Below are 15,804 nucleotides of genomic sequence, written 5' to 3' on the forward strand. Positions count from 1 at the left end.
CACTGCGCAGAACCTGCGCTCGGCCTCTCGAGGGGGCGACTACCGCCACAGCCGCCGAGGCGGCCTGAAAGCCGACCTGGCTCTTTGGTGCGCGCGTTCCCTCATTCCGGATATGTACACCTATCCCCTGTAGGAGCCGGCTTGCTGGCGATGGCGTCCGTCCAGCCAATACATGCGTTGACTGACTCACCGCTATCGTCGGAACGCCGCCCGCAGCAAGCCGGCTCCTACAAGGGATTGGGTTCACACAATTCAAAATTGTAGGAGCCAGCTTGCTGGCGATGGACGTCAACGATGATGCGGGCTGTCTGAATGAACGCGGTGTCTGGGCGTTTTTCGCCGGCAAGCCGGCTCCTACAGGGATCGCGTACGCTTTTGATTTCCACCACTCATCAGGCCGAGCGTTAGCTCGCCTTCCGCTTTTGATCTGAGCGCCCCCTCGAGAGGCCGAGTGGAGGTTCTGCGCAGTGGGCAACCCGGCATGGATGCCGGGTTAGCCGCGCACGGCCAAGGATGGCCGATCGCGGCGGGCCCACGGAGCAGGACCGGAGCGAGGGCATGCCGAGCCTAGGCGAGGCACCGAACGAAAGGGGCAAGAGCGCTTGGTTACTTGGCGCTTCTCCAAGTGACTCGCCGTAAGGGCGAAACCGCCAGCCGCCATCACCAAATAATGGATATAAACGCAGTCAAAACCCGCGGTTAGCGCCCGAGCCTGTTACCAGCGGCCATAACCATGCGCAGGCCCATAATACCCGCGCGGCGGGCCGTAATAACCACGGGGAGGACCGTAGTAGACCGGCGGCGGGCCGTAATAACCCGGTTGTTGCACATAAACCGGTGCCGGCTGGTAATAAACCGGTGGCGGCTGCTGCACATAAACCGGCTGTGGCTGCACGTAAACCGGTTGCTGCACATAAACCGGCCGGCCGCTATTGATGATGGCCGAACCGACGATGGCCGAGCCAACGATCGCACCAAATACCGCTGGACCTTGCCACCCGCCACCGCCATGCGCTTCTGCCTGCCCTGCGATAGCAAGAGCACCGATCAGCAAGGCAACTGTGGGGATTTTACGGATCATGATAGTTCCTCGGTTCATCGACCCGGCGCTTGCGTCTGCAATAGACCCAAGGATTGTCGCGGGGATACTTCTAAGACAGCGTATTTCTGAAAATCAGCACAGCCGTTGGGTAAATTTTGTGTAAGGTCTGTACCGGCTTCCTTACCAACTTCGCTGCCACGAGCAGGTACGCGGATATGATCGATCAGAACGCGATGGCATGGCTAATCCCGTCCATCTGAAAGTGCAATTGAAGGAGATTTTTCATGCAGATGAACCCCAACAAAGACACCCAGTTGTGCATGTCCCTGTCGGGCCGCCCCGGGAACTTTGGCCTGCGATTTCACAATCATCTGTACGAACAACTTGGCCTGAATTTCTACTACAAGGCGTTCCGCAGCCAGGACCTGACCGGTGCCGTCGCAGGCATCCGCGCCCTGGGGATTCGCGGCTGCGGCGTGTCGATGCCGTTCAAGGAAGCCAGCATTGCGCTGGTCGATGAACTGGACGCATCGGCTGCCGCGATTCAATCGATCAACACCATCGTCAATACGGACGGCCACCTCAAGGCTTACAACACCGATTACATCGCCATCGCTCAGTTGCTGGAAACCCACCAGGTGCCCAAGGCGTCGACTTTTGCCCTGCGCGGCAGCGGCGGCATGGCCAAGGCTGTGGCCAGTGCATTGCGCGATGGTGGCTACCAGAACGGCCTGATTGTGGCGCGCAACGAGCACGCCGGACGTGCCCTGGCCGAATCGCTGGGTTATGAATGGCAAGCCGAACTGGGCAGCCAGCGCCCGCAAATGTTGATCAACGTGACACCGATCGGCATGACCGGCGGGCCTGAGGCCGATCACCTGGCGTTCGATGCGCAAACCATCGCAGCAGCGCAGACCATCTTCGATGTGGTGGCGATCCCCTCGGAAACACCGCTGATCGTGCGGGCACGTGCCGAAGGCAAGCGGGTGATCACCGGACTGGAAGTGATCGCGATCCAGGCGCTGGAGCAGTTCGTGTTGTACACCGGCGTGCGTCCGACGCAGGAGCAGTTTCAGAAGGCGGTGGAGTTCGCCCGCAGCTAGAGGCTGCATTGTGTGGTGCTTGTGCTGGCCCTTTCGCGGGCAAGCCCGCTCCCACAGGGACAGGTATCGAACACGAGTTTTGTGATCGACGCAGAATCCTGTGGGAGCGGGCTTGCCCGCGAAGGGGCCGGTACAGCCAACGAATAACTATACTGCCCGCGAGCAAGCCAAGACTTGCCACCCCATAAAACCGTGCCCGAGGTTTCCCATGCATCCCCCCATCCTCAACCTGCATCAGGTCGAACTCGAACCGCTGCCCGAAGCCCTCGCGCCCACCGGTGAAACCGCCGGCCGTTATCAACAGCGGATGGCTCGCGTCGGTCAGCAGCTGGGTGCGCAAAAGCTCGGTTATCGCTTGTACGTGCTGGAACCGGGCATGCGCGGCAGTCCGTTTCACAGTCATCGGGTCAACGAGGAGATGTTCTACGTCGTCGCGGGGGAAGGGGAGGTTCGGCTCGGTGCCGAGCGTTTTCCGATCCGCACCGGTGACGTGATCGCCTGCCCGCCGGGTGGTCCGGAAGCGGCGCACCAGATCATCAACACCAGCAAGGCTGAACTGCGCTATTTGGCGGTCAGCACCCAGCAATCGCCGGAAATCTGCGAATACCCGGACTCCGGCAAGTACGCGGTGATGGACGACTTCAAGGTCGATGCCGAAGGCAATGCCTCGGGCTTCGTTGCCATCGCCAGACAGGCCGACGGCGTGGATTACTGGGACGGCGAGTAGCACTTCCTTTGTGGGAGCGAGCGATGCGGCGATCCGACTTGCCCGCGAAAGCAATTCAACGTCCAACATTGTGTCGAATTGGAAATCGCCTTCGCGGGCAAGCCTCGCTCCTACAGGAGATCGTGGCGGTTACTCGAGGCGTGCCAGGCGCTCTTCCAGCGCTGCAATCCGCGCTTCGAGCTCTTCGATGCGTTCTACCGACACGCCGCTGCCGCCACCACGCTCCACCGGATTCTGTCGCGCCGCGAGGATCGCTTCGATGTCCGCCGGATCACCCAGCGCATGCATGTAGCGGTCTTCACGCTGCCCCGCCTGGCGCGGAATCAGCAGCGCCAGACCGCGCGCAATCAGCCGTTCAAGCTGATGCACAACCTGCTCGGCATCTTCGAATTCATGCATGCGGCCGCTGCGGGTCAGCAGTTCGTTGACCGTCTGCGGACCACGCAGAAACAGCAGTCCCGTCAGAATCACCTGCGCCGGCACCAATTCCAGTGCCTTGTCGACCTTGTGCTCCCAGCGGTCGGCGCGACTGCCCATCACCAGTTTGGCAAAGCCGCGACCTTCGAGGGCGCGCAGGCTCTGGCCGACCTGGCCCTGGGTGAGGTTCATCACCGGTTCACGGCTGGTTTTCTGGTTGCAGGCAATCACCAGGGCATTGAGGGTCAGCGGATAGGTTTCCGGGCTGGTGGCCTGTTTCTCGATCAGCGAACCCAGAATGCGGATTTCCGTGCTGTTGAGCCGTGGCTCGTCGAAGGTTGTTTCTTGCTCAATGCTCATGATGCTGCGTCCTTACCTGATTCATTTTCTTCTTCAGCTGGCATGCACTTTAGATGGGCGGGCGCCAATGGCAACTGAATTCGTCGCGTCCCCCGGCAATGGTCATAAAAGCTACATCAATCCATAACGCGATTTTTACAATTCGACGGGCACCGTATGCATGGCCGCGCGATGACGGTCGCGCCTGAGGGGCGCGGCGTCAGAGCGTATCGACGACGTCACTGGCCTTACTGACTGCAACCGGGAGCAAGGCATGACGCTGACGTTGGAATCGACTGGCAATAATGCGCTGATCGGCGCGCACCTGCCATGACCGTACTGGTCACCGGCGCCGCGGGTTTCATCGGTTTTCACACGGTCAAGCGCCTGTGTGAGCAAGGCCTTGAAGTGGTCGGCATTGATAACCTCAACGACTACTACAGCGTGGCGCTCAAACACGCTCGGCTCAAGGAGCTGCGAGCCTTGTCGGGCTTTCGTTTCCAGACGCTGGATATCGTCGACAAACCTGCCTTGATGGCGTTGTTCAAGGATCACCGCTTCACAGATGTCATCCATCTGGCGGCCCAGGCGGGTGTTCGCTACTCGCTGGACAACCCGGACGTGTACGCGCAATCGAACCTGACAGGGTTTTTGAATGTGCTGGAGGCCTGCCGACACCACCGCCCGGACCATCTGATTTATGCCTCGAGCAGTTCGGTGTATGGCACCAACAGCAAGTTGCCATTCAGCGTCGAAGACGCCGTCGATCACCCGGTTTCGCTGTACGCGGCAAGCAAGCGCGCCAATGAGCTGATGGCCCACAGCTACTGCCATCTCTACGGGCTCCAGGCCAGCGGCCTGCGGTTTTTTACCGTGTACGGACCTTGGGGCCGCCCCGACATGGCGCTGTTCAAGTTCACCGAAGCGATCCTCAACGATCGCCCCATCGACCTCTACAACGAGGGCTTGATGTCGCGGGATTTCACCTACATCGACGACATCGTCGAAAGCATCGTCCGCCTGCGTCCACGCCCGCCGTTGCCGGAGAACGCCGGGGAGGGCGTCAACCGGATTTTCAACATCGGGCGCGGCACGCCGGTGGCGCTGCTGGATTTCGTCGAATGCCTGGAGGCGGCGCTGGGCCGGCCTGCCCGGCGCAATTTGATGCCGATGCAGGCGGGCGATGTGCACAGGACCTGGGCGGATGTGTCGGCATTGGCGCAGTGGGTCGACTTTCGTCCGCACGTGACGGTCGAGGCCGGCGTCGGGCAATTCGTGAAGTGGTATCGCCACTTTTATCAGCGCTGAAGCGTTGATCTTCGAACATAAAAATTCAGGAAAACAGGGGCCTCCATGAGCCAGGACTTATTTGTATCCGTGCTGATTCCGGCAAAGAACGAAGCGAGCAATCTCACCGCGCTGCTGGAAGAAATCCGCGTCGCGCTGGCGGATGAAGCGTATGAAGTCATCGTCGTCGACGATGGCAGCACTGACACCACGTTGCAGGCGTTGCGGCAGACCCGGCAAAACGGGCTGAACACGCTGCGCATCCTGCAACATGAACGTTCGCTGGGGCAGAGCACGTCGCTCTATCACGCCGCGCTCGCCGCCCGTGGCCAATGGCTGGCGACCCTCGATGGTGACGGGCAAAACGACCCTGCGGACATCCCCGGCATGCTGGCGCTGGTGCGCCGTGAGCCGGCAGCTGCCGACCTGCAATTGGTCGCCGGGCACCGGGTCAACCGCCGCGACACCGCCAGCAAGCGCTGGGCTTCGCGGTTTGCCAACGGGTTGCGCCGACGCATGCTCAAGGATCAGACGCCGGACACCGGCTGCGGGTTGAAACTGATCCAGCGTGCGGCGTTCCTGCGTTTGCCGTACTTCGACCACATGCACCGCTTCATCCCCGCGCTGATCCAGCGCCACAACGGCCGCATGCTTACCCACCCGGTCAATCATCGACCGCGCACGGCCGGCGTCTCCAAATACGGCAACATCGACCGCGCGCTGGTGGGGATTCTCGACCTGATCGGCGTCTGGTGGCTGATCCGGCGCACACGCCTGAACACCCGGCCGCAGGAGATCGAAGGATGAATTTGTCCCGTGAAACCCTGTGGCTGGTGGTCGGTTTCAGCGGCCAGATCGCCTTCACCGGGCGCTTTGTCCTGCAGTGGCTGTACAGCGAATACAAAAAACGCAGCGTGATACCGGTGAGCTTCTGGTACCTGAGCATCATCGGCAGCGCGCTGTTGTTCGCGTATGCCATCTATCGACAGGACCCGGTGTTCATCATCGGCCAGGCGTTCGGTTCCATCGTCTATTTGCGCAACCTGCAATTGATTGCCCGCAGCAAAACCTTGAAGGACTGACCCATGCGCCGAACCCTTTCACCCGGCGTCGAATGCCTGGGGCTGATGCTACTTGCTCTGTTGCTGGTCGGCGCAGGGCTCGGGTTGCGCCAGCCGCAGAATGTGGACGAGGAGCGCTTCCTCGGCGTGGCGCTGGAGATGCTGCATAACGGGTCGTGGTTGATTCCCCATCGCGCTGCCGAGATTTACGGCGATAAACCACCGATATTCATGTGGGCCGTGGCGTTTTTCACCTGGATCACCGGGATGCCCGCCATTGCCCTTTACCTTCCGGGGCTGCTGTCTGCCACCTCGGTCACGGCGATGCTCTACGACTTGGGTCGCAGGCTTTGGAACCAGCGAGCCGGTCGGACGGCCGTGCTGCTGTACCTGGCGACCTATCAGACCTACAGCATTTTGCGCACCGGCCAGATCGACAGTTTTCTGATTCTGTTCACCTCGCTGGGCCTGTACGGTCTGGTCCGACACCTGCTGCTCGGGCCCGCCTGGCGCTGGTTTTACGTGGGCTGCGCGGCGATGGGGATCGGCGTGATCACCAAAGGGGTCGGCTTTGTGCCGGCGTTGATGCTGATCCCGTATGCCTACGCGGTGCGCAAAGGTTGGTCCGGCGTGGTGGCGATGCCGGGCGAAGCGCGCAAATGGTGCCTGGGTGTTGTGGTGCTGCTCGGTGCCGTGGGCATCTGGCTGCTGCCCTTGGCGCTGTCGATCGTGCTCAATGGCGGTGCTGAGGAAATTGCCTACGTGCGGGAAATCCTGCTGCGCCAGACGGCGGGGCGTTATGCGGCCGCCTGGGATCACCGGGAGCCGTTCTGGTACTTCTTCGTCAGCGTCATTCCGCAATATTGGTTGCCGCTGGTGCTCGCGCTGCCGTGGCTGATCCCCGCCTGGCGCCGGCAATTACGCAAGCATGATGGTCGCGTGTTGGTGCTGCTGGGTTGGGTGGTGCTGGTGGTGCTGTTTTTCTGCCTGAGCAGCGGCAAGCGCAAGTTGTACATTTATCCGGCGCTGCCGGGATTGGTGTTGGTCGCTGCACCGCTGGTGCCTTGGTTGCTCAGGCGCTGGTTCCGTCAACGCCAACTGGGTTCGCGGATTTTTCAGGGGGTGGCGGTGGTTTGGTTCACGCTGTGGTTCGCCCGAGGGTTCATCGAGCCGGTCAAGGACGGCGCCAATCCCCACGAGGCGTTGATGGCGCAGGCGGCGACCATGACTCGTGGCGCAGACCTGGTGTTGGTCAATTGGCGCGAGGGCCATTGGTTGTTCGCAAGGCAGCCGATCGTGCATTTCGGCATGATCGGTTCAACGGTCGAGCAGGCGGCGCAGTGGTTGCGTGAACATCCGCAGGCGTACGCGTTGGTGCCGGATGAACAGCTCGGTCAGTGCTTCAATCCGCAGGCTGCCCGCGAGTTGGGCGAAACCTCCCGGGCGCAATGGTCGATCGTCGGTGCCGACGCCGACAACGGCAATTGCCATCCTGGTCCGCCGGCCCATATCTATCGCTTCACCTGGGACCGTGCATCGCTATAATCGACCCCACGTTTCACTCCTGTCACCACACGAGACTGCCATGACCATTTCCCTGTACGACGCTTCCGTCCCTGTTTTCAAACAAATGCTCAATGCCCTGAGCGACGTTCTGAACAAGGCCGAAGCCCACGCCACCGCCAAGAACATTGATCCGAACGCTTTCCTGCAAGCCCGTCTGTACCCGGACATGTTCCCGCTGGTGCGTCAGGTGCAGATCGCTGTTGATTTCGCCAAGGGTGTTTCTTCGCGTCTGGCCGAGATCGAAGTGCCGAAGTACGACGACACTGAAACCACCTTCGCCGAGCTGCAAGCGCTGCTGACCAAGGTTCTGGCCTACATCGGCGAGATCAAGCCTGAGCAGATCAATGGCAAGGAAGGCATCGAGATCATCACCCGTCAGGGCACGCCGAAAGAGAAGCGCTTCAGCGGCCAGGCTTATTTGCTGAGCTACGGTCTGCCGCAGTTCTTCTTCCACGTCACAACCGCTTACGCATTGCTGCGTCATAACGGTGTGGAAGTGGGCAAGCGCGATTACATGGGCGCGTTCTAAACCGCCCGGGGACAAAAAAGCCCGCCAAGGTTTGCGCCTTGGCGGGCTTTTTATTGTTCTTGTGGGAGTGGGCTTTTGGTTTTTTGTCTGGGGACATATCCGTTGCTGCGGTAACGGCCTCTATTGGTTTCGCTTTTACAGCGAGTCACTTTCGAAAAGCGCGAAAGTAACCAAAGCGCTTTTGCCCCTTTCGTTCGGTGCCTCGCTAAGGCTCGGCATGCCCTCGCTCCGGTCCTGCTCCGTGGGCCCGCCGCCATCGGCCATCCCTGGCCGGGGGCGGCTAACCCGGCATCCATGCCGGGTTGCCCACTGCGCAGAACCTCCACTCAGCCTCTCGAGGGGGCGACTACCGCCACAGCCGCCGAGGCGGCCTGAAAGCCGACCTGGCTCTTTGGTGCGCGTGTTCCCTCATTCCGGATATGTACACCGATCCCCTGTAGGAGCCGGCTTGCTGCGATGGCGTCCGTTCATTCAATAAATGCGTTGACTGACCCACCGCTATCGCCAGCAAGCCGGCTCCTACAGGGGATCGTATTTATCCAGACACCTACGCATTTCCCTTGTAGGAGCCAGCTTGCTGGCGATGGACGTCAACGATAACGCGGGCTGTCTGAATAAACGCGTTGTTCGGACGTTTTTCGCCGGCAAGCCGGCTCCTACAGGGATCGGCGTACGCTTTTGATTTCCACCACTCATCAGGCCGAGCGTTAGCTCGCCTTCCGCTTTTGATCTGAGCGCCCCCTCGAGAGGCCGAGTGGAGGTTCTGCGTAGTGGGCAACCCGGCATGGATGCCGGGTTAGCCGCCCCCGGCCATGGATGGCCGATGGCGGCGGGCCCACGGAGCAGGACCGGAGCGAGGGCATGCCGAGCCACAGCGAGGCACCGAACGAAAGGGGCAAGAGCCCTTGGTTACTTGGGGCTTTTCCAAGTGACTCGCCGTAAGGGCGAAACCAATAGCCGCCGTTACCGAAGAAACGGATATGCCCCCAAACCAAACCACCAAACCACGCGTCACGCCAAACGCTGAGCCTTCTCGTCCTCACCCAAACAAGCCGCCGCCGTAAACAACACATCAGTCGAAGAATTCAGCGCAGTCTCCGCCGAATCCTGCAACACACCAATAATGAAACCAACCGCCACCACCTGCATGGCGATTTCACTCGGAATGCCGAACAGACTGCACGCCAGTGGAATCAACAACAACGAACCACCCGCCACACCCGAAGCGCCACAGGCACAAATCGCCGCAACGACACTCAGCAAGATGGCCGTCGGAATGTCCACGGCAATACCCAGCGTATGCACCGCCGCCAGAGTCAGCACAGTAATGGTGATCGCAGCACCCGCCATGTTGATCGTCGCACCCAGCGGAATCGAAACCGAATAAGTGTCCTCATGCAGACCCAGGCGCTTGCTCAGTTCCAGATTGACCGGAATATTCGCCGCCGAACTGCGGGTGAAAAACGCCGTGATGCCACTTTCACGCAAGCACATGATCACCAGCGGATACGGGTTGCGACGCAGCTTCCAGAACACGATCACCGGGTTCATCACCAGCGCCACAAACAGCATGCAACCCAGCAACACCGCCAGCAGATGCGCGTAGCCGATCAAGGCACCGAAACCGGAAGTGGCGAGGGTCGACGCCACCAGGCCGAAAATCCCCAGCGGCGCAAAACGGATCACCAGGCGCACGATCAGGGTCACGCCGTTGGACAAGTCGCCGAGCACTTCACGCGTGGTGTCACCGGCATGGCGAATGGCGATGCCCATGCCGATGGCCCACGCCAGAATGCCGATGAAATTGGCATTCATCAGCGCGCTGACCGGGTTATCCACCACGCTCAGCAGCAGGCTTTGCAGCACTTCGCCGATACCGCCCGGCGCCGTCACCGCGACGTCGTGGGTGGACAGCACCAGGCTCGACGGGAACATCATGCTGGCCACGACCGCGACCACGGCCGCCGCAAACGTGCCCAGCAAGTACAGAAACAGAATCGGCCGGATGTGGGTTTCCTGGCCGTGCTTGTGGTTGGCGATCGACGCCATGACCAGCACGAACACCAGAATCGGCGCGACGGCTTTCAGCGCCGAGACGAACACTTTGCCAATGAACGCGGTGGACTTCGCCACGTCCGGCGCAACCAGCGCCAGGGCAATCCCGGCGAGCAGGCCGATGATGATTTGCGTAACCAGGCTCAAGCGTTTCAAGCGTTGCAATAGCGAAGGGGATGAAGCGGTCATAAAACGGCATCTCTGATTTTATTAGGTGCGGGTGTCGCGACATCGCGGCCATTAAAGGGCGGATGAACAGGGTGTACGAATCGCAGGGCGCGGACTTTATCACAGCGTCGTCCGCATCCCTCAGACCTGTGACGATCTGCCACCCGCCTGTTAAACGCGATGTGCAGGTTCGTGCAACCGCCTTTGGAAACACTCTGTTAAGATTGCGCATCCTCATTTTCATGTCTGCCAGTGAGCCTTCGGGCTATCGCTGGTGTTGTCGTTTTCTGGAGTTCTGCATGCTGTTGCCCATCCTTCTGTTGTCCGCCGCCGGTTTCACGGTGCTGACCACGGAATTCATCATCGTCGGCCTGTTGCCGGCAATCGCCCGGGATCTTGAAGTGACCATCCCCCAGGCCGGTTTGCTGGTGACGTTGTTCGCCTTCACTGTCGCCGCGTTCGGGCCGTTCCTGACCGCGTACTTCGCCCGGTTCGAACGGCGCAAGCTGTTCATCTCGGTGTTGATCATGTTCGGTCTGGCCAACACCCTCGCGGCGTTTGCGCCGAACATCTGGGTGATGGCCGTTGCGCGGTTGATCCCCGCGCTCGGGCTGCCGGTGTTCTGGGCCCTGGCCAGTGAGACGGCGGTGGACATCGTCGGGCCGGATTACGCCGGGCGCGCCATTGCCAAGATAGGTTTCGGCATCGTTTGCGCGACCGTGTTCGGGATTCCGGTGGGTACGTTGATTTCCGATGCGTTCGGCTGGCGCAGTGCCTTCGGCATTCTGGCGGTGATCGCGTTTGCCAAGGCGTTGCTGCTGTTTATCTACTTGCCGAAAACCAGCCTGCATCAACACCAGGTGAGCTTCCGTTCGCAGTTCAAGATCCTGCGCAGCCCGTTGATGATCGGGCACGTGTTGCTGTCGATCCTGGTGTTCAGCGGCATGTTCACCGCTTACACCTATCTGGCGGACATTCTTGAGCGGTTGGCCGGTTTCAACGGCACCGTGGTGGGTTGGTGCCTGATGGGCTTCGGCGCGGTGGGCCTGATCGGCAACTCGCTGGGCGGTCGCGCGGTGGATCGTCATCCGCTGATCGCTTCCGTGACGTTCTGCGCGTTCATGATCGCCGGCATGGTGACGCTGGTTCCGAACATCCATTCGCCGCTGGGTCTGGCGGCGGCAATGGGCATTTGGGGTGTGACACAAGCGGCGTTGTTCCTGGTCAGCCATGTGCGTTTGATGAAAGCCGCACCTGAAGCACCGGCGTTTGCCGCGTCGCTGAACATCGCCGGCGCCAACCTCGGCATCGGTCTGGGCGCGATGGTCGGCGGTCGGGTGATCGACAGCGTTGGCCTGGGTGGGCTTGGCTTTGCGGCGGCCGGTTTTATTCTGATCTCGATCCTGTTGGCCATGGCGCTGATGACCTTCAAGCCCCGCGAAGTCTGCGCCTGACCCTCATATCTCGGTGAACAGCTCGCGTCGGGCACCTTCGGTAATCGCAACGATGCCGGGGTGCTTGACCTTGCGCTCCACCGAAATGGCGTAGAACGACTCGGTCACGGCGTCGGTCTGGCCAATCAATTCCACGCCGCACTGACGCTTCACTTCATCGGCAATCACGCTCGGGCCAATGAAAATCCCGCTGCCGGACTGACCGAAGGCCTGCATCAACGCGCTGTCGTCGAACTCGCCGACGATGCGCGGCTGAATCTGCTGCTCGGCAAACCAGCGTTGCAAACGACTGCGCACCACGGTTTCCGGCCCCGGAATCAGTAGCGGTGCGCCGTGCAGGCTGCGCGGGAAATCCTGGCCGTACTGCGCCGCCAGTTCGGCGGTGGCGAAGAAGCTGATTCCGCATTCCCCGAGTTTCTGGCTGTAGCCCTTGATGTCGAGGTGCGACGGCATCGGGCTGTCGGAGATCACCAGATCGAGGCGCTGAATCGCCAGGTCGGCGAGCAAGCGTTCGAGTTTGTCTTCGCGACAGGTAATGCGCAGCGGTTCGCTCAGCTCCATGGTCGGCGCGATCAGGCGGTAGACGATGGATTTGGGCACCACATCAGCCACGCCAACCCGAAACAGAATCTGTTGCTCATTGGGTTGCGCCCGCAGCATCAGCTCCAGTTCACCGCCGAGCTGAAACATCTGCTCGGCGTAGGGCAGGGTCTGGCGTCCGGCTTCGGTGAGTTCCAGCTGTCGGCCGACCCGACGAAACAACTCGATGCCATACGTTTGTTCGAGCAAGGAAATCTGCCCGCTGATGGTTTGCGGCGTCAGGTTCAGCTGTTCGCAGGCGCGCACGATGCTGCCGGTCTTGGCCACGACCCAGAAGTAATGCAGTTGTCGATAGTTGAGCATGGCGACCTACAGTTCGTGAAAACCGAAGTATAACCGCTAAAAATACGAATTTTCCTGAAGTGTTTGCCTCCCTAGAATGCCTCGCTATCAACGGGCCATCGTTTCGGCCCGTTTTGTTCTATCGAGGAAAGCATCATGAAGCTTAAAACCACGGCACTGTTGATTGCGTCTTTACTGGTGCTGGCCGGTTGCGACCAGGCCGAAAAAAGCGCTCAGCAACTGATGGGCAAGGCTGCCGAATCCGCCAAGCAAGCGATTGACGACACCCACAAAGCCGCCGAGCAAGCGCTCAGCGATGCCACCAGCGGGTTGATCAGCAAGAAAGAATCATCGGGCGACGACAAAGAGAAAACCGAATCGTCGTCCCAGGAAATCTAAACCGTCTTAAAACGAGTCAGGACTGACCCATGGAATACCTTTTAGAACTTGCTGCAAGCCCCACCGCCTGGGTCGCCCTGGCCACGCTGGTGGTGATGGAAATCGTGCTTGGCATCGATAACCTGATCTTCATCTCGATCCTGACCAACAAACTGCCGGAACAGCATCGGCAGAAGGCGCGGCGCATCGGTATCGGCATGGCGCTGATCCTGCGACTGGCACTGCTGAGCACCATCGCGTTCATCGTCCAGTTGACTGAGCCGGTGATCGAGATCCTCGGCCACGCGTTCTCCTGGAAGGACATGATCCTGATCGCCGGCGGCCTGTTCCTGTTGTGGAAGGCGACCACCGAGATCCATCACAGCATGGACCCGGCGCCGGAAGATCCGAAGTCGGCGACCTCGACCGTGACCCTGGGCTTTGCTGCCGCGATCGGTCAGATCCTGATGCTGGACATGGTGTTCTCCATCGACAGCATCATTACCGCTGTCGGCATGACCGAGCATTTGCCGATCATGATCATCGCGGTGGTGGTGTCGGTGCTGGTGATGTTGTTGGCGGCTGACCCATTGGCCAAGTTCATCAACGACAACCCGACGGTGGTGATGCTGGCGCTGGGCTTCCTGATCATGATCGGCATGACGCTGATCGCCGAAGGCTTCGGCGCCCACGTACCGAAAGGCTACGTCTACGCAGCCATGGCGTTCTCGGCAACGATTGAAGGCTTGAACATGATGTCGCGACGGGCCAAGCAGAAGCGCATTGCCGCTGAAGCGTAACCTGGGCTGAAACGAAAACGGCCGCCTGCACTCGCAAGAGTCCAGGCGGCCGTTTGTATTTGGGGTATTAAGAAGTGCCCGTCAGTGCGCGGTGGCGTGACGTGCAACCGGTTTATCGGTTTTCGTCACCCGAGCCGGCTGGGCGGGGTGGTGATGGTGCCTGCGGGCAATTCGCAGGACTCCCCACAACATGGCGGCGGCAACAGCCAGCCAACTGAAAATCAACATCACAATGGTCATTGTCAGGCTCATCAGTGCCTCCTCTTCGCCCTGCTTCGGGCACACACGCTTTGCAAGTGACAGTCTAGTCGCTGCCATGTTGCAGACTATTGACCAAAGGTCGGTGCCGACCAATCAGTTCGCTCTATCGAACGCAATCAACTGCCGGTTAAGGCTATACCGCTGTCGCGCGGCGTCCTATGATCAACGGCCAAGCCGGGAGCACGGACACCTGGCGTCTGAACAAGAGAGTGATGATGGTGCGGGTATTTTCGCGAATTCGAACGGCAGCCCTGATTGCTGGCTGTGTTGCAGGTCTGGCTGGCTGCGCGGGCAGTGTGGCGCCGGAGGTCAAGCGTCTGCCGGAACGCGTGGAACTCAGCGGGACGTTCTACCGTGGGCAAAGCTTTCAAAGCGGGCCCCAGGTGCTGGCCAGTCTGTTGGCCCAGCAGGGCATCGTGATTACTCCGGGGTTGCTCGAAAAACCTTTGCACCTGCCGGGCGCCGAAGCGCAATTGCAGCAGAACATGCAGAACCTCGCCCGCGAGTACGGGATGGTCGTTTACCCACTCGACAGCCATTTGCCTGCGCTGCTGACCCAGGTTGCGGCGGGTTACCCGGTGATGGTGCGCTTCACTGAAGGCTCGGCGTTCTGGGCTGAACCGCGTTACGCCATTCTTGCCGGGTACAACCGTCAGAAGCGGACTGTGTTGCTGCGCTCGGGAATGAATCGTCGGGAGTTGATGAGCTTCAGCTCGTTTGAGTCGTCGTTCAAGGATGCGGGTGGTTGGGCGGTGCTGATCCAGAAACCGGAGCAGATTCCGGCCAACGTTGATCAGTCGCGTTGGTTGAAAGCGGCGAACGATCTGGCTCAGGCCGGCCAGGAGCAGGCCGCTGCCCGTGCGAAGAAGGCGCTGACCTCGCAGTAAGCTTCCCGTTCGTCATCTGCCCGGCACTGCCACTTGCGATTGGCCTCTAAAGGATAAGGGCCCGGATGTTTCCGGGTCCGTTCCAAGGAGGCGTCCATGACACATCCCACTTCACCCTCCGGGCCGCAATCGTCCGAGCATTCATCAGGCAATGAGTTGGGTTTCGATCCGGATTCACCGGACCTTGCCGACCCTCAGGTCGACCCCATCGGACCAGCCAGGGCGCCCAGGGATGTTAAACCGGGCGAGGCGGGCAAGGCTCCCGCCAAACCTTACGACCCGCTCGCGAATTTGAAACCCTGACGTTCAGTGTGAGGTGCGTATGTCTACTGATTCGAGTTTTGACGACAAGCGTCCGGACAGTGTTCCAACCACTGTGGAGGATAATATTGATCCGGTGATGGATCCGGACAGTCCGATGCGTGATCCGTTGGTCAGGCCGGTGGTGAGGCCAAGGGATCCGAGTGCGGGGGATGGTATTCCGGATGATGATCAGATGCCGTTGCCGAATGATTGAGGTTTTCGGTTTGGCGTTCAGTGGGTTGGGGGTATATCCGTTATTGCGGTAACGGCGGCTATTGGTTTCGCCCTTACGGCGAGTCACTTTGGAAAAGCCCCAAAGTAACCAAAGGGCTTTTGCCCCTTTCGTTCGGTGGCTCGCTAAGGCTCGCCATGCCCTCGCTCCGGTCCTGCTCCGTGGGCCCGCCGCGATCGGCCATCCTTGGCCGTGCGCGGCTAACCCGGCATCCATGCCGGGTTGCCCACTGCGCAGAACCTGCGCTCGGCCTCTCGAGGGGGCGACTACCGCCACAGCCGCCGAGGCGGCCTGAAAGCCGACCTGGCTCTTC

The 15,804-nt window shown here is 60.4% G+C and carries 18 protein-coding genes; 13 read left to right on the forward strand and 5 right to left on the reverse strand.

The features are described 5' to 3' along the window. Positions 1-715 precede the first annotated feature (715 nt). The gene (locus tag KGB25_RS29440) at positions 716-1,081 is read right to left on the reverse strand and encodes a hypothetical protein (RefSeq protein ID WP_008042817.1); all 366 of its coding nucleotides are present in this window, start codon (positions 1,079-1,081) and stop codon (positions 716-718) included. 245 nt (positions 1,082-1,326) lie between these two features. On the opposite strand from KGB25_RS29440, the gene KGB25_RS29445 reads away from it, so the two are divergent. Both KGB25_RS29445 and KGB25_RS29450 read left to right on the forward strand, forming a co-directional pair. Next, on the forward strand, positions 1,327-2,145 hold the full coding sequence (locus KGB25_RS29445) for a shikimate 5-dehydrogenase (RefSeq protein WP_223437862.1): 819 nt from the start codon (positions 1,327-1,329) through the stop codon (positions 2,143-2,145). Between the two features lie 208 nt (positions 2,146-2,353). Beyond that, the gene (locus KGB25_RS29450; protein WP_223437864.1) at positions 2,354-2,872 is read left to right on the forward strand and encodes a cupin domain-containing protein; all 519 of its coding nucleotides are present in this window, start codon (positions 2,354-2,356) and stop codon (positions 2,870-2,872) included. Between the two features lie 129 nt (positions 2,873-3,001). On the opposite strand, the gene KGB25_RS29455 is transcribed toward KGB25_RS29450, so the two are convergent. After that, positions 3,002-3,649 (reverse strand): YceH family protein, encoded by a 648-nt coding sequence (locus KGB25_RS29455; protein WP_008030770.1) that lies wholly within the window; start codon positions 3,647-3,649, stop codon positions 3,002-3,004. A 309-nt stretch (positions 3,650-3,958) separates the two neighbouring features. Between KGB25_RS29455 and KGB25_RS29460 the strand changes: the two genes are divergently transcribed. From KGB25_RS29460 to KGB25_RS29480, 5 genes are read left to right on the forward strand one after another with little or no spacing between them, the layout of a single operon-like run. Continuing rightward, on the forward strand, positions 3,959-4,936 hold the full coding sequence (locus KGB25_RS29460) for an NAD-dependent epimerase (protein WP_223437866.1): 978 nt from the start codon (positions 3,959-3,961) through the stop codon (positions 4,934-4,936). Between the two features lie 45 nt (positions 4,937-4,981). Further along, a complete protein-coding gene (locus KGB25_RS29465; protein WP_223437868.1) occupies positions 4,982-5,722 on the forward strand; it encodes a glycosyltransferase family 2 protein in 741 nt (246 codons plus the stop codon). Next, a complete protein-coding gene (locus KGB25_RS29470; protein WP_008030764.1) occupies positions 5,719-5,997 on the forward strand; it encodes a lipid-A-disaccharide synthase N-terminal domain-containing protein in 279 nt (92 codons plus the stop codon). The genes KGB25_RS29465 and KGB25_RS29470 overlap by 4 nt, the downstream gene beginning before the upstream one ends. A 3-nt stretch (positions 5,998-6,000) precedes the next feature. Continuing rightward, positions 6,001-7,521 carry an ArnT family glycosyltransferase gene (locus KGB25_RS29475; protein WP_223437869.1) on the forward strand — a complete coding sequence of 507 codons (1,521 nt, stop codon included), beginning with the start codon at positions 6,001-6,003 and terminating at the stop codon, positions 7,519-7,521. Between the two features lie 40 nt (positions 7,522-7,561). Continuing rightward, complete coding sequence (locus KGB25_RS29480; RefSeq protein WP_008030762.1) at positions 7,562-8,071, forward strand: DUF1993 family protein; 510 nt, start codon at positions 7,562-7,564, stop codon at positions 8,069-8,071. 1,011 nt (positions 8,072-9,082) lie between these two features. Here the strand turns inward: KGB25_RS29480 and sstT are convergent. After that, positions 9,083-10,315, reverse strand: coding sequence for a serine/threonine transporter SstT (sstT, locus tag KGB25_RS29485; protein ID WP_223437871.1), 1,233 nt, complete (start codon positions 10,313-10,315; stop codon positions 9,083-9,085). Positions 10,316-10,593: 278 nt separating this feature from the next. Between sstT and KGB25_RS29490 the strand changes: the two genes are divergently transcribed. Next, positions 10,594-11,748 (forward strand): MFS transporter, encoded by a 1,155-nt coding sequence (locus KGB25_RS29490; protein ID WP_008033699.1) that lies wholly within the window; start codon positions 10,594-10,596, stop codon positions 11,746-11,748. 3 nt (positions 11,749-11,751) lie between these two features. Here the strand turns inward: KGB25_RS29490 and nhaR are convergent, their stop codons facing one another. Next, positions 11,752-12,651 (reverse strand): transcriptional activator NhaR, encoded by a 900-nt coding sequence (gene nhaR / locus KGB25_RS29495; protein ID WP_008033698.1) that lies wholly within the window; start codon positions 12,649-12,651, stop codon positions 11,752-11,754. Between the two features lie 135 nt (positions 12,652-12,786). Between nhaR and KGB25_RS29500 the strand changes: the two genes are divergently transcribed. After that, complete coding sequence (locus KGB25_RS29500; protein WP_008044162.1) at positions 12,787-13,029, forward strand: hypothetical protein; 243 nt, start codon at positions 12,787-12,789, stop codon at positions 13,027-13,029. A 29-nt stretch (positions 13,030-13,058) separates the two neighbouring features. After that, the gene (locus tag KGB25_RS29505; protein WP_008044163.1) at positions 13,059-13,808 is read left to right on the forward strand and encodes a TerC family protein; all 750 of its coding nucleotides are present in this window, start codon (positions 13,059-13,061) and stop codon (positions 13,806-13,808) included. A gap of 81 nt (positions 13,809-13,889) precedes the next feature. Here the strand turns inward: KGB25_RS29505 and KGB25_RS29510 are convergent, their stop codons facing one another. Then, positions 13,890-14,060, reverse strand: coding sequence for a hypothetical protein (locus KGB25_RS29510; protein ID WP_177318192.1), 171 nt, complete (start codon positions 14,058-14,060; stop codon positions 13,890-13,892). A gap of 167 nt (positions 14,061-14,227) precedes the next feature. Here KGB25_RS29510 and KGB25_RS29515 point away from each other — a divergent pair, with 167 nt between their 5' ends. The 3 genes from KGB25_RS29515 (at position 14,228) to KGB25_RS29525 (ending at position 15,473) form a co-directional block, all read left to right on the forward strand. Continuing rightward, on the forward strand, positions 14,228-14,956 hold the full coding sequence (locus KGB25_RS29515; protein ID WP_223437873.1) for a peptidase C39 family protein: 729 nt from the start codon (positions 14,228-14,230) through the stop codon (positions 14,954-14,956). A gap of 96 nt (positions 14,957-15,052) precedes the next feature. After that, the gene (locus KGB25_RS29520) at positions 15,053-15,259 is read left to right on the forward strand and encodes a DUF6021 family protein (protein ID WP_223437875.1); all 207 of its coding nucleotides are present in this window, start codon (positions 15,053-15,055) and stop codon (positions 15,257-15,259) included. Positions 15,260-15,278: 19 nt separating this feature from the next. Continuing rightward, the gene (locus tag KGB25_RS29525) at positions 15,279-15,473 is read left to right on the forward strand and encodes a hypothetical protein (protein WP_223437877.1); all 195 of its coding nucleotides are present in this window, start codon (positions 15,279-15,281) and stop codon (positions 15,471-15,473) included. The last annotated feature ends 331 nt before the right edge of the window (positions 15,474-15,804 follow it).

Origin of the sequence: Pseudomonas sp. BF-RE-21 (genome assembly GCF_019947305.1) — a bacterium.
Classification (GTDB): Bacteria; Pseudomonadota; Gammaproteobacteria; order Pseudomonadales; family Pseudomonadaceae; genus Aquipseudomonas; species Aquipseudomonas migulae.

What these genes read in the sequence shown, in the direction of transcription:
- KGB25_RS29440 (WP_008042817.1), bottom strand. Translation starts at nt 1,081, where the DNA reads ATGATCCGTAAAATCCCCACAGTTGCCTTGCTGATCGGTGCTCTTGCT.
- KGB25_RS29445 (WP_223437862.1), top strand. Translation starts at nt 1,327, where the DNA reads ATGCAGATGAACCCCAACAAAGACACCCAGTTGTGCATGTCCCTGTCG.
- KGB25_RS29450 (WP_223437864.1), top strand. Translation starts at nt 2,354, where the DNA reads ATGCATCCCCCCATCCTCAACCTGCATCAGGTCGAACTCGAACCGCTG.
- KGB25_RS29455 (WP_008030770.1), bottom strand. Translation starts at nt 3,649, where the DNA reads ATGAGCATTGAGCAAGAAACAACCTTCGACGAGCCACGGCTCAACAGC.
- KGB25_RS29460 (WP_223437866.1), top strand. Translation starts at nt 3,959, where the DNA reads ATGACCGTACTGGTCACCGGCGCCGCGGGTTTCATCGGTTTTCACACG.
- KGB25_RS29465 (WP_223437868.1), top strand. Translation starts at nt 4,982, where the DNA reads ATGAGCCAGGACTTATTTGTATCCGTGCTGATTCCGGCAAAGAACGAA.
- KGB25_RS29470 (WP_008030764.1), top strand. Translation starts at nt 5,719, where the DNA reads ATGAATTTGTCCCGTGAAACCCTGTGGCTGGTGGTCGGTTTCAGCGGC.
- KGB25_RS29475 (WP_223437869.1), top strand. Translation starts at nt 6,001, where the DNA reads ATGCGCCGAACCCTTTCACCCGGCGTCGAATGCCTGGGGCTGATGCTA.
- KGB25_RS29480 (WP_008030762.1), top strand. Translation starts at nt 7,562, where the DNA reads ATGACCATTTCCCTGTACGACGCTTCCGTCCCTGTTTTCAAACAAATG.
- sstT (WP_223437871.1), bottom strand. Translation starts at nt 10,315, where the DNA reads ATGACCGCTTCATCCCCTTCGCTATTGCAACGCTTGAAACGCTTGAGC.
- KGB25_RS29490 (WP_008033699.1), top strand. Translation starts at nt 10,594, where the DNA reads ATGCTGTTGCCCATCCTTCTGTTGTCCGCCGCCGGTTTCACGGTGCTG.
- nhaR (WP_008033698.1), bottom strand. Translation starts at nt 12,651, where the DNA reads ATGCTCAACTATCGACAACTGCATTACTTCTGGGTCGTGGCCAAGACC.
- KGB25_RS29500 (WP_008044162.1), top strand. Translation starts at nt 12,787, where the DNA reads ATGAAGCTTAAAACCACGGCACTGTTGATTGCGTCTTTACTGGTGCTG.
- KGB25_RS29505 (WP_008044163.1), top strand. Translation starts at nt 13,059, where the DNA reads ATGGAATACCTTTTAGAACTTGCTGCAAGCCCCACCGCCTGGGTCGCC.
- KGB25_RS29510 (WP_177318192.1), bottom strand. Translation starts at nt 14,060, where the DNA reads ATGAGCCTGACAATGACCATTGTGATGTTGATTTTCAGTTGGCTGGCT.
- KGB25_RS29515 (WP_223437873.1), top strand. Translation starts at nt 14,228, where the DNA reads ATGATCAACGGCCAAGCCGGGAGCACGGACACCTGGCGTCTGAACAAG.
- KGB25_RS29520 (WP_223437875.1), top strand. Translation starts at nt 15,053, where the DNA reads ATGACACATCCCACTTCACCCTCCGGGCCGCAATCGTCCGAGCATTCA.
- KGB25_RS29525 (WP_223437877.1), top strand. Translation starts at nt 15,279, where the DNA reads ATGTCTACTGATTCGAGTTTTGACGACAAGCGTCCGGACAGTGTTCCA.